This is a genomic window from Anaerosphaera multitolerans (assembly GCF_004006535.1).
Classification (GTDB): domain Bacteria; phylum Bacillota; class Clostridia; order Tissierellales; family Peptoniphilaceae; genus Anaerosphaera; species Anaerosphaera multitolerans.
On sequence record NZ_RLIH01000016.1, the window covers coordinates 12,128 to 23,719 of the forward strand.

Genomic DNA, 11,592 nt, shown 5'->3' on the forward strand with positions numbered 1-11,592 from the left:
GAGACGTTTCCGTCTCCTTAACTAAATTAATTTTTAAAACTGTGAATAGGCGCAGGTATGTTACCGCCACGTTTAACAAAGGCCTCAGAAGAAATATTTCCAATATCCATAATAGGCGCATATCCTAAAAGTCCGCCAAACTCAGCAAATTCTCCAACTTTTTTACCATGTACAGGTATAACTCTTACAGCAGTTGTCTTATTATTAATAACACCTATTGCAGCTTCATCCGCAATAATGGCAGCTATTGTAGAAGAAGGAGTGTCTCCCGGAATGGCAATCATATCAAGACCTACAGAGCATACAGAAGTCATAGCCTCAAGTTTATCAAAGGTTATTGTTCCATTTTTTGCCCCTTCTATCATTCCCTCATCTTCGGAAACCGGAATAAAGGCGCCTGAAAGTCCGCCTACATGTGAACTTGCCATAATTCCGCCTTTTTTAACGGCATCATTTAACATTGCCAAGGCAGCAGTAGTACCATGGCCTCCAACTTTATCTACTCCAATTTCTTCTAAAATTCTTGCAACACTGTCACCCACAGCAGGTGTTGGAGCAAGAGATAAATCTATAGTCCCAAATTCAGTATTTAATATTTGAGAAACTTCTCTTCCTACAAGCTCACCCATTCTGGTTATTTTAAATGCAGTTTTCTTAATCGTTTCAGAAACTACATCAAAACTCTCTCCCTTTACACTTTCAAGGGCGGATTTTACAACACCTGGTCCTGAAACTCCTATATTAATAATGGTATCAGATTCACCAACACCATGAAATGCCCCCGCCATAAAAGGATTGTCCTCTACAGCATTAGCAAACACAACTAACTTTGCACAGCCTATGGAATCATTGTCCTTAGTCCTCTCTGCCAAATCTAATATTATATCACCCATATTTTTAACTGCATCCATATTTATTCCCGACTTAGTAGTTCCAACATTTACACTACTACATACATAGTCAGTTACCGAAAGAGCATGAGGTATGGAGTTTATAAGTACTAAATCACCCTTGTTAAACCCTTTGTGTACTAGTGCGGAAAATCCTCCTACAAAGTCCACTCCCACATTTTTTGCAACCTTATCCAAAACTTCCGCATAACAAGTATAGTCATCTAGGTCCGTTGCACCTGCTATTAGGGAAATCGGTGTTACGGAAAGTCTGTTGTTGATTATGGGAACTCCATATTTTTTAGAGATTTCTGAAGTGGTTTTAACTAAGTTTTCGGAATTTCTCATCATCTTTTCATAAATTTTGTCACAAGCAACCTTCGCATCAGAATCAATACAATCTAAAAGAGAAATACCCATAGTAACTGTTCTTATGTCCAGATTTTCCTGTTCCAACATTCTAATCGTTTCTAATATTTTTCTATTATCCATTTTTCACCTCAAATCTGGTGCATTGAGTTGAATATGTCTTCATGTTGAACTTTAATATACATTCCAAGCTCTTCTCCAAGTTTTGTGAAGCCTTCAACTATTTCATCAAAAGATACATTCTTTTCAGTCATATCCACTATCATAAACATTGTAAAGTAATTATCCATAATAGTTTGGTTCATGTCTACGATGTTAAGTCTGTATTTTACTACTAATTCAGTAGCCTTGTAGACAATACCCATCTTATCATTACCTATAAAAGTTATTACCGCTTTCATTTTTCCCTCCAAATTATTTAAATAAAAAATAAGCCTTTGCATTTATGCTATAAGGCTTATTATATTAGAAAAACTCAAATCTTCCAATACTAAAATAAAGAATTCAAAAACTATTTATAATCTTATGTATGCGTATCCTTGATTTTGAAGTTCAACTAACTTTGTAATTACTAATTTTTCAACTTTAATACTTGGAGAAAGTAAACTTGGGTCCAGTCTATGATCTTTTAGAGATTTTTCTCCAATTGTAACCGTAACATTTGGATTTCCTTCTATTCCCGCAAAGTCATAACCTGCGTATTGTCCGAATAAAATTGCCGCTCTTGACATTACAACTATTTCAATTAAAGCATCCGGGTTAGTTTCAACTATATCTCTAACATTTGATAGGGTTTCATCCCATTTTTCATACTCTACTACGTGAAATACAACTTTCATTTTATCACTCCTTCAAATCTAACTTATTAAGTTTATACCCCTTTTGTAACTTATTATTTGAATTATTTATAATTTAATATTTTTAATCTGTTATAACTATATAATTATCCAATATAGTCTTAAAATTTTATAATGTATTTTTTTACTTATCAGCTTCCAATCTCACTTTAAAAGAAATTTAAAATCCTTGCTTTGTTTCTTATGTTTTAATAACTCTGAACAAAGAAAAAACAAAGAAAAAGTGGAGATAATTAATCTCCACCTATGGTCTAAGTCCGCTTCCACCTTGAAGTGTAATTGTTTCACCTGTTACATAAGAAGCATCGTCACTTGCCAAAAATACACACACTCTTCCAATATCCTCTTTAGGATCACCCATCCGACCAAGAGGTATTGATTGTATTGTCTTTTCATAAAGTTCAGGATATTCCTCTTTCCACTTTATCAAGCCCTCAGTCATAACTAAAGGACATACTACATTTACCCTTACGCCGTCAGGCCCCCACTCAGTAGCTGCAACTCGACTTAAGCCTCTAATTCCTTCTTTTGCAGCTGCATAGCTGGATTGTCCCGCTTTTCCAGAAAGACCTGCTCCTGTTGCAAAGTTTATAACTGAACCTTTAGATTCTTTAAGATATTTAAAAGAATGTTTCATATAGAAAAATGTTGCATATAAGCCTGAGTAGATAGCCTTGTTAAAATCTTCAACGCTGTGATCTACAAGTGACACTCCTGATGCCGAATTTTGTGCATTATTAATTACAGTATCCAGCCTTCCGAATTCGCTAACGGTACCTTCTATTGCAGCTTTAACATCTTCTTCCTTTGAACCGTCAGCAGTAAAATATATCACTTTAACATCTTTATATTTTGAATTTAATTCCTCACAAGCTCTTTCAAGTTTTGATAATGTTCTTCCCGTCAGAACTAAGTTTGCTCCTGCCTCTGCAAAAGCTTTTGCCAGTCCAAATCCTATTCCCTGGCCTCCGCCTGTAATAAGAACTACTTTTCCGTCTAATTTTCCCATAAAACCTCCTCAATTATTTATTATTTATTTCTTTAATCTTCTCAGTTAACTTTGGAACTATTTCAAATAAATCTCCCACTATTCCATAATGGGCAACTTTAAAGATAGGTGCTTCCGGATTATTATTTATGGCAATTATTAAATCCGACGTTTTCATTCCCGCAGTATGTTGAATTGCCCCTGAAATACCTACGGCAATATAAAGTCTTGGCGAAACTCTAACTCCCGTTGAGCCAATTTGTCTATTATATGGAAGCCAGTCCTGGTCAATAACATCCTTAGTCGCTCCCACTTCTGCGCCCAGTTCTTCTGCCAGATCGGTGATTAAGTGCCAATTATCTTTGCTTCCTATTCCCATTCCGCCTGATACTATTACCTTTGCATCAGATAAACTAACTTCTTTTTCATCATCTTTTATTTGTTCCAGTACAATTGTTAAAACATCATCAGCAGTTAATTGTACATCTTCTTTTAATATTTCGCCTTTCCTATTTTCATCACGGTTTAAAGGTCTAAAGGCTCCGTCACCGATAGTTCCTACTTCAGGTTTAGTAGATACTCTAATATCCGCATAAAGTTGACCGTCAAAAGTAGGTCGTATCCATTTAAATGTTTTATTATCTTCATCTAAAACTACATCTATACAGTCAGCCACAAGTCCAATTTGTCTTCTTGCAGAAATTCTTCCGCCTAGATCACGCCCGTTTTGTGTCGCCGGAATAAATACTGCACTTGGCTTATATTTATCTAAAACTGCATTTAAAACCTTTGTATAGGCAAGAGTGGTATAGTTTTCCAAAAACCTATCTTCCACTTCCACTACTTTATCAGCTCCGTAATAAATAGCTTCCTGAGACATTTTTGAAATATCACTACCCATTGAAAGTGCTAATACTTCCTGCCCCATTCTATCGGCTAAGTAACTTGCTCTTCCCAACATCTCCGTTGATAAAGAAGAAATTTCTCCATTTATCTTTTCCAAAACAACAAGTATATCTCTATTTTCCACCTATATCACCTACCTATAAATCCTTTATCCAGCAAAATTTCAAGTATACTATCTATTTTTTCATCACTGTCGCCTTCAACCATAGTTCCCACTTCTAATTTTTCACCTTCAAAAATAGAATCCACTACAGTTGGTGAACCCTCAACGCCAACTCTACACATTTCCAAATCCAAATCCTCTTGACCTATTATAGTTACTTCACTGTCTGCGTATGCTTCTATTTCATCTTTTTTTGGAATTTTTACAATATTGGCATTTCTAACTATGGTAAAAACCACAGGACTTTTCACTTCAACTAACTCTTCACCTTCGGAATTTTGTCTCTTTACTTTAAACTTCCCGTCTTCGCAATCAATATCCTCAACATAAGTAACCTGATTTATTCCTAAGTTTTCTGCAAGTTCAGGTCCCACCTGTCCCGTATCGCCATCAATCGTTTGATTACCTGTAAAAATTACATCAAAATCTCCAATATGCCTTGCTCCCAAGGCCAAGGTATAGGCTGTTGCAAGAGTGTCCGAACCGGCAAAGCAACGTCCGCTAATAACATATCCTCTATCCGCACCCATTGCATAACATTTTCTAATGGAATCTGCTGCTGAATCCGGCCCCATAGTCATTACTGTAACTCTGCCGCCGGTTTTTTCCTTAAGTTTTAAAGCAAAGGTAAGGGCATTTAAATCTGCGGGATTTATTGTCTTTGCAGTTCCTTCTCTAATTAAGTTATGTGTCACAGGATCCAGTTTAACCTTGGTCCCTTTGGGCACTTCCTTTACACATACTAAGTATTCCATATTAAACCTCCCCAAAATCATTTATCATAGACATCATCTATTAAATTATACCCCATATTAATTCACTTTATAGTAATAAAACCTCGGAAATAATTTCCGAGGTCCATATTATTTATTTAAACCCTGTTCAACAGCTTTTTCCGCCACCGCATTTGCTACGGCATCTTCCACATCTTTATTAAATATTGAAGGTATAATATATTCTTCATTTAATTCCGATTCAGCTATAGTAGAAGCTAATCCTTGAGCTGCCGCCATTTTCATTTCCTCGCTTATTTTTTTAGCTCTTACCTTTAATGCACCTTTAAATAATCCCGGAAATACCAGTACGTTATTTATTTGATTAGGAAAGTCGGATCTTCCGGTACCTGCTACTTTTGCTCCTGATTTTTTTGCCACATAGTAATCAATTTCCGGCTCAGGGTTCGCCATTGCAAGTACAATTGAATCATCCTTCATGGACTTCACCATATCAGCATCTATAACTCCCGCTGTGGACACACCTATAAAAATATCGGACTTTGCCATCGCCTCTGCAATAGTTAAGTCTTCATCATCGTTATTAGTAATTTCTAAAATTTCCTTTTTAACGAAATTATAACTATCTTTATTCTTACTGCTAAGTACTCCCTTTGAATCAAAGGCATATATATTTCCAACTCCAAGTTCCTTCATCATTCTAATTATAGAATGTCCCGCTGCACCGGCGCCTGAAACCACAGCTACGCTTTCCTTTGGATCCTTCTTTAAAAGCTTAAAGGCATTTATTAAAGCTGCCGTTACTACTATTGCAGTTCCATGTTGGTCATCATGAAAAACAGGTATATCCAACTCTTCAATTAATCTTCTTTCTATTTCCACACACCTTGGAGAAGAAATATCCTCAAGGTTTATTCCTCCATAAGTTGGAGCAATGGTCTTTATAGTACTTATAATTTCCTCAGTATCCTTTGTATTTAAAACAACAGGAACAGCATTTACTCCGCCGAATTTTTTAAAAAGTACACACTTGCCCTCCATAACAGGCAGCGACGCTTCAGGTCCTATATCTCCCAATCCCAAAACAGCAGTTCCATCAGAAATTACCGCTACAATATTTCCCTTCCACGTATATTTATAAGCGTTTTCAACATCTTCATTTATCTTTCTACAAGGTTCAGCTACTCCCGGCGTATAGGCTAAAGACAAATCATCAGCATCTTTAATTTCAAACTTAATATGCGTTTCAATTTTTCCCTTCCACTCTTCATGTTTCTTTAGTGCTTCTTCATAAATATTTCCCATGTCTCGCTCCTTTAACAACTAATTTAACCAATTTATCTTAAATTTATTGTATTACAACTTTAACTTAAATACAAAAGAAAAATAGACCCTTAAATACTTCAAAGGTCTTAAATCCTGCATTTGACTTATTATAGCCTATTATACATTTTTTAGTAAACTACTATTGATTTAATCTATATGTTATACTACTTCCAAAGTCTCATAGCCTTGGAATCTTCATCTAAGGATTCCATTAACATTATCTCCAATTCATCGCTGTGGTCTTCCCCAACATTTTCATACTTTAAAACCTTTAGTATATCCAAGTCAAAACCGCTTTCTCCATATTCATTCCACAATGACTGCAATTTTTTATTAGGGTGTAAGTTTCCCTTTAATCTTATTAATATTCCGTTAAAAGCAACTTTTAAATCTTTTGAAATATCAAGAAAGCTTTCTCCCGTTTCTTTACATTTTAAAGAAATAATACCCATCTCAGGTTTTCTATTTTTATATTCTTCAATTAATTTCTTTCTGTCTTCCTTCACTTTATCCTCCATAATCATTAATAACTGATACTACTTCACATCTCTTTTTAAATTATATTTCCAACTCACTACTATTAGCAATGCACTTAAAATACATCTAATAAACATTTTAAAATAAAAACTGTAATTCACTATTAAATTATAATCTTTAGCACCTGAAATTTTATTCATTAATCTCACTGTACCTCTTGCTTTAAAAATTTCAATTAATCCTCTATCAAAATAATAAATATAGATTATAAATAAAAGTGCAATTAATATAGACATAAATTTATTTTTCTCATAAATAAGTACTACTACATCTGAAAAAGTCATTAAAAGTACCAAGTAAGTAAATATCTCTAAAAGAACGGGAAGTGTATAATACATCGGTCCATTCATACCATCTCTTGTAAAAGTTACAGGTATTATTATTGAGTAAATAATTGCCATTATAAAAATTACAAATAATCTGTACTTTACAAAGTACACTCTTGTAACCCCTGATTTTATAGCTCTTTCAAATATTGAACCTTGTATATAAAAAGACCAAACGGAAATATATATTATTAAAAGAACTCTGAATAAGCTTAAATCTTCAACTAATAAAGCCATTATACCAATCATAAGTGTAAGTATTCCTAAATTCTTAAAAGTTAAATTGAGGCAGACTTCTCTTAAATACTTTCTTTGATTTTCCATTACTCTCTCACATCCCTATTTAAGTTTGAAGTTATTAACCAAAAACTATAAATTCCAATAAACAAAATATTTAAAGCCATTGCCACCCTTGTAAACTCTCCAGTAAATATACTGGTTTCGCCAATTATATTAATAAAGGAGCTTTCCCTATTAAAAATATTAAAAATCACGTCAATTATTAAATAAAAAGCTAAATATATATTTTTAGCTCCCACTAAAAGCATGGCTACCGGGTTTAAAAACACAATTACTAAAAAAACATTTCCCTTTTCATACTTGCCCGTTAGGGTCATTCCTATGGAAATAATTAAAAACAAATTTAAATAGACTGTTAAATTAATTAATAAATTATTAAAATTTCCTTTCTCATAAAGTATTCTATCTATAAAAGTTAAAGACAAGGCGAGTGAAATTATTAATAATAAAGCAAAGGTTATAAAGTTTTTCCTTGTATATCCACTTCCTATAAAAACTTTAAAGACTTTTACAAAGTAAGTGTAAAAAAGAAAGAGAGAAATCACTATAGTAAAAATCCACTGAAGATTTTTTATAAAATAAGCCTTATTTGTACCGTTACCAAATAAAAGTATATTACTTAGTACTGACAATATGACATAAGAAATTAAATATACTGCCATAATCACAATATAGTTTTTTACCGTTTCTCTTAATAAGAATTTTTCTTTCATTTTTCTCCTCTACAATTTTTAATACTCTATTTAATTAGCTTCTACTTCCTTATATTTCTAAATCTCGTTGATAGAACAAACCAAACTAAATAAATAGTTACAAGTATAATTATAGGTTTAAAATTTATTAGGGCATCTGATGTTAAATAGATTGCAGTAGGTCCATCCGCTCCCCCAATTATTTTTAAACTCTCTACTTCCTCTATAAACGCTACAATTATTGACACCAACATTAAAACAAGTAAAATTAATATAAATATATATCCGGTTTTATACTTTCCTGCCAATGACATAGCTATTGCCATTTGTAAAAAGAAGTATAATCCTATAGTTAAATGAAACATATATTGCCTTATATCAAAAGTAAATATATCTTCCGCTAAAGTATTAAAAATTAATTGAAACAATGATAGAGAAAATATTAACAAAAGTGAATATTTTATAAATATTTTTCTGGTATAACCTCTCTTTATACTTAAATTAAAGACATCTACAAAATAAATATAAAATCTATAGACAGTAACTACAATTACTATTACAGAACCTAAGCCAGTGTTTTTAAAAATAGTATTATATATATAACCATTGTCAACTTTTGAGAATGCTGAAAGTATAAAAGACAATATATTTAAAAATATAAGGGAAAATACATATGAACTGCTTATAATTACTCCAGTTTTTACCGTTTCTCCCAATAAAAAATTCTTTTTCATAACAACCTCTCCATATTATTTTAATTTTTTACATCTTTCCTTAAAAGAGAAACTGCTAAATAGTCAAATAGAAATATTCCAATTAATAGACAGACTAATATACTATAATCAAATATGTTTTCAGCCTCATTTCCTCCTATTATTCCAATAGATCCTGCAAATCCTCCACTAAACATATTTTTTACTATGTCAATTATAAATCTCAACATAAATCTTAAACCTGTCAGATATTCTTTGAATTTCGGTCCTAAGACAAAGGCTGTTACTATTAAAAATAACCATAACTTCCAGTTTCTTCTATTAGTTAAATCCTCAACTACACTTGCTATTAAAATAAATATAAATAAGTCCATTATAAATATTTCCACTATTTCTAAAATATTAACTTTAAGATTTTGACTACTCATTAAAACAATCTCAGTTAGAACCGTTACTATTGTAAGAAAAAGTATTAAGAAGGCCGTATAAATCACAAATTCCTTCCTCTTAACGCCTCTCTTTATTAAAAAACTAAAAGTTCCGGCAAAGTAATTGTAGAACATATATATTGATGCTAAGTACATTAGCGGCTTTGCAAAGGAATTAAAAATTGAAGCAAACATAAATATATTTGTAATTCCCCATATTCCACCGTTTAAAACAGAAATAATCAAAGATAGAAAAAATAATGAGCCCAAATAATATTTCAAAGTGATTTTTCCCATTTTAAAAGTTTCCGTTTTTAATAAGTTTTCTTTCACTGTTTACTCCTTATTACCTTATATCTCTTTTTAATGTTAATCTTATTAAACAAATAACCGTAAGGATTAATATTAAAATTAAATATATAAAATCACCTGAAAAGACAATATTAAAAGCTGAGAATTCATCTGCTCTCATTTCTCCCATAAATAACATCATTACAAAAGTCATTATAAATATTGCACTCCAAATTAGCATCTCGCCATTTACTCCCACATACAATACAATTAATAATAGTAGCAAAGCTATTCCAAACTTATACTTCTTAATTAATGTCAATGATAGAGCTATTGACACAAGTACTGAGAAAATAGTTAGTATGTTTGACAATATTGATGAAATTTCAAATTCAAAGTTTGAAAAGTAAAGAAATACTCCATCTGAAATTCCCAAAATAAGTGTAATTATTATAATTAGTTTTAAAGCTTCAACTATAAATGTCTCTCTTGTAACTCCTCTTATAACTACATAGTTAAAAACTCCACCAAAATACCTATAAAAATAATATATACAAAGTAAATACAATATTCTTCGAAATAAAAAATTATAAAGTACTAACATTTTAAAATATACTTTGTAGTCCATAGAGATATTAATATTGTCCTTTAAAAATAAAACTGTAATCAATATTAAAAGAAAAGCATAAACACCCGATATAGATTTAATAATTTTTCTGCTCTCTTCTTTTAAAAAGTTGTTATTCATTTTGCTTTTCTCCAACAATTTTTATAAAGAATTTTTGCAAATCCAATTTGCTGATTCTATAATTAGATCCAATCCTATCTATTTTTTCCTTTTCATCATATACATAATAAATCTTAGTTGTTCCTAAACTATCTTCACCTATAATATTTAAGTTTGGTTTAAGTCCATCATTTGAAGTAATGGTAAAAGCTTTTTCTTCAAAATCTTCAATTTTTTCGTTGAAAATAATTTTTGACTCGTCAAGTATTAAAATATCTGTAATGTAATTTTCCACTTCATCAATAATGTGAGTTGCAACTACTGCCGTTCTGTTTTCGTCATCAAAGGTTTCGGAAAATAACTTATAAAATTTTGTTCTATTTATTGCATCAAGTCCATTAGCAGGCTCATCGAATATTGTAAAATCGCAATTTGCTGAAAGTCCAACTATTAAATTAAAAAGCACTTTATTTCCCCTTGAGAGATTTTTATACTTATCATAATCAATAATGTCAAATTCTTTTAACAGGGCCAAGGCACCATCAAGATCAAAGTTTTCATAGAGCAGTGCATTGTTTTTTAATAATTTTACCAATTCAAAGTTTTCAAAATAGCCATAATTTTCATCAGAGGATACGTAGCAAATATGTTTAAGAGAATTTCTGTTTTCAGTTATTTTTTCACCTTCATAGGAAATTTCTCCCTTATAATTTACTATTTGATTGGATAAAATTTTTAATAAAGTGGTTTTTCCAGCACCATTTCTTCCAAAAAGTCCATAAATTCTGCCTCTTTCCAATTTTAAATCTATATCACCAAGAACTTCTCTTCCATGTTCATACTCTTTCGTTAAATTCCTTATTTCAATCATTTCTTCCACCTCTAATATAATCTATAAGATCTTCCTCACTTATTTCCAAGCGTTTCGCTTCCTTTAATATTTCAGGAAGTGTCTCTCTATAAAATTCTTTTTTACGTTTCTCAATTATTATTTTTTTTGCATCATCTGTAACGTACATTCCCATACCTCTTTTTTTATAAAGTATTCCCTCTTCAACTAGAATTGTAATTCCCTTTCTGGCAGTAGCAGGATTTATCTCCAAGATGTTTGAGAACTCATTTGTAGAAGGAGCTCTTTCATTAGGAAGCAAACTATCATTAAGTATTTGATTTTCAATTATTTCTGCAACTTGTATATAAATTGGTCTATCGTCTTTTACTTCCATACCACCCCTCCTTAGTTAGTTATATAAGTAACTAACCTTAAATACAATTTAACACCTTATTATAATTTTGTCAATAAAAAAACAGCCAAGTTTATGAACGAAACCCCCTAAATCCTTTA

At 31.6% G+C, this 11,592-nt stretch carries 15 protein-coding genes; all 15 read right to left on the reverse strand.

Annotated elements, in window-relative coordinates; genetic code table 11:
* Positions 1–26: 26 nt before the first annotated feature.
* Complete coding sequence (locus tag EF514_RS09190) at positions 27–1,382, reverse strand: PFL family protein (RefSeq protein WP_127725155.1); 1,356 nt, start codon at positions 1,380–1,382, stop codon at positions 27–29.
* A gap of 8 nt (positions 1,383–1,390) precedes the next feature.
* Complete coding sequence (locus tag EF514_RS09195) at positions 1,391–1,660, reverse strand: ACT domain-containing protein (protein ID WP_127725156.1); 270 nt, start codon at positions 1,658–1,660, stop codon at positions 1,391–1,393.
* Between the two features lie 114 nt (positions 1,661–1,774).
* Positions 1,775–2,098: a DsrE family protein gene (locus tag EF514_RS09200; protein WP_127725157.1), complete on the reverse strand. Its 324-nt coding sequence runs from the start codon at positions 2,096–2,098 to the stop codon at positions 1,775–1,777.
* A 262-nt stretch (positions 2,099–2,360) separates the two neighbouring features.
* Positions 2,361–3,125 (reverse strand): SDR family NAD(P)-dependent oxidoreductase, encoded by a 765-nt coding sequence (locus tag EF514_RS09205; RefSeq protein WP_127725158.1) that lies wholly within the window; start codon positions 3,123–3,125, stop codon positions 2,361–2,363.
* 13 nt (positions 3,126–3,138) lie between these two features.
* Positions 3,139–4,134 (reverse strand): electron transfer flavoprotein subunit alpha/FixB family protein, encoded by a 996-nt coding sequence (locus tag EF514_RS09210; RefSeq protein ID WP_127725159.1) that lies wholly within the window; start codon positions 4,132–4,134, stop codon positions 3,139–3,141.
* A gap of 5 nt (positions 4,135–4,139) precedes the next feature.
* Complete coding sequence (locus tag EF514_RS09215) at positions 4,140–4,928, reverse strand: electron transfer flavoprotein subunit beta/FixA family protein (protein WP_164845585.1); 789 nt, start codon at positions 4,926–4,928, stop codon at positions 4,140–4,142.
* 108 nt (positions 4,929–5,036) lie between these two features.
* Positions 5,037–6,212, reverse strand: coding sequence for an NAD(P)-dependent malic enzyme (locus tag EF514_RS09220; RefSeq protein ID WP_127725161.1), 1,176 nt, complete (start codon positions 6,210–6,212; stop codon positions 5,037–5,039).
* Between the two features lie 185 nt (positions 6,213–6,397).
* Complete coding sequence (locus tag EF514_RS09225; RefSeq protein WP_205666433.1) at positions 6,398–6,739, reverse strand: GIY-YIG nuclease family protein; 342 nt, start codon at positions 6,737–6,739, stop codon at positions 6,398–6,400.
* 30 nt (positions 6,740–6,769) lie between these two features.
* Positions 6,770–7,420 (reverse strand): hypothetical protein, encoded by a 651-nt coding sequence (locus EF514_RS09230; protein WP_127725163.1) that lies wholly within the window; start codon positions 7,418–7,420, stop codon positions 6,770–6,772.
* Positions 7,420–8,109, reverse strand: coding sequence for a hypothetical protein (locus EF514_RS09235; protein WP_127725164.1), 690 nt, complete (start codon positions 8,107–8,109; stop codon positions 7,420–7,422). The genes EF514_RS09230 and EF514_RS09235 overlap by 1 nt, the downstream gene beginning before the upstream one ends.
* 41 nt (positions 8,110–8,150) lie before the next feature.
* The gene (locus EF514_RS09240; RefSeq protein ID WP_127725165.1) at positions 8,151–8,822 is read right to left on the reverse strand and encodes a hypothetical protein; all 672 of its coding nucleotides are present in this window, start codon (positions 8,820–8,822) and stop codon (positions 8,151–8,153) included.
* A gap of 20 nt (positions 8,823–8,842) precedes the next feature.
* Positions 8,843–9,562, reverse strand: coding sequence for a hypothetical protein (locus EF514_RS09245; RefSeq protein WP_127725166.1), 720 nt, complete (start codon positions 9,560–9,562; stop codon positions 8,843–8,845).
* Positions 9,563–9,575: 13 nt separating this feature from the next.
* Positions 9,576–10,268, reverse strand: a complete 693-nt coding sequence (locus EF514_RS09250) for a hypothetical protein (protein WP_127725167.1) — start codon at positions 10,266–10,268, stop codon at positions 9,576–9,578.
* Positions 10,261–11,118 carry an ATP-binding cassette domain-containing protein gene (locus tag EF514_RS09255; protein WP_127725168.1) on the reverse strand — a complete coding sequence of 286 codons (858 nt, stop codon included), beginning with the start codon at positions 11,116–11,118 and terminating at the stop codon, positions 10,261–10,263. The genes EF514_RS09250 and EF514_RS09255 overlap by 8 nt, the downstream gene beginning before the upstream one ends.
* A complete protein-coding gene (locus EF514_RS09260; protein WP_127725169.1) occupies positions 11,111–11,473 on the reverse strand; it encodes a GntR family transcriptional regulator in 363 nt (120 codons plus the stop codon). The genes EF514_RS09255 and EF514_RS09260 overlap by 8 nt, the downstream gene beginning before the upstream one ends.
* Positions 11,474–11,592: the final 119 nt, after the last annotated feature.